The organism is Pseudomonas sp. PKS (genome assembly GCF_051913525.1).
GTDB lineage: Bacteria > Pseudomonadota > Gammaproteobacteria > Pseudomonadales > Pseudomonadaceae > Aquipseudomonas > Aquipseudomonas guariconensis_D.
In genome coordinates, this window is record NZ_JBEGDO010000053.1 from 1 (window position 1) to 410 (window position 410).

A 410-nucleotide genomic window follows, 5' to 3' on the forward strand; every position below is an offset into this window, starting at 1 on the left:
GTGATCAAGGGCATTTCCCAGCAGACCAACCTGTTGGCGCTCAACGCCGCCATCGAGGCTGCTCGCGCTGGCGAGGCCGGGCGCGGTTTCGCCGTGGTCGCCGATGAAGTGCGCAACCTGGCCCACCGCACCCAGGAGTCGGCCGAGGAGATCCACCGCATGATCACCAGCTTGCAGGTAGGCTCGCGCGAGGCGGTGTACACCATGAACGAAAGCCAGGTGTCCAGCGAGCAGACCGTGCAGGTGGCCAACCAGGCCGGCGAGCGCCTGGCCAGCGTGACCCAGCGCATCGGCGAGATCGACGGCATGAACCAGTCGGTGGCCACCGCCACCGAGGAGCAGAGCGCGGTGGTCGAGAGCCTGAACCTGGACATCACCCAGATCAACAGCCTCAACCAGCAAGGGGTGGA

At 66.3% G+C, this 410-nt stretch carries 1 protein-coding gene; it reads left to right on the forward strand.

The features are described 5' to 3' along the window. Positions 1-410 (forward strand): methyl-accepting chemotaxis protein (locus tag ABOA88_RS24045; protein WP_440127998.1); only part of this gene is annotated, 410 nt, incomplete at both ends.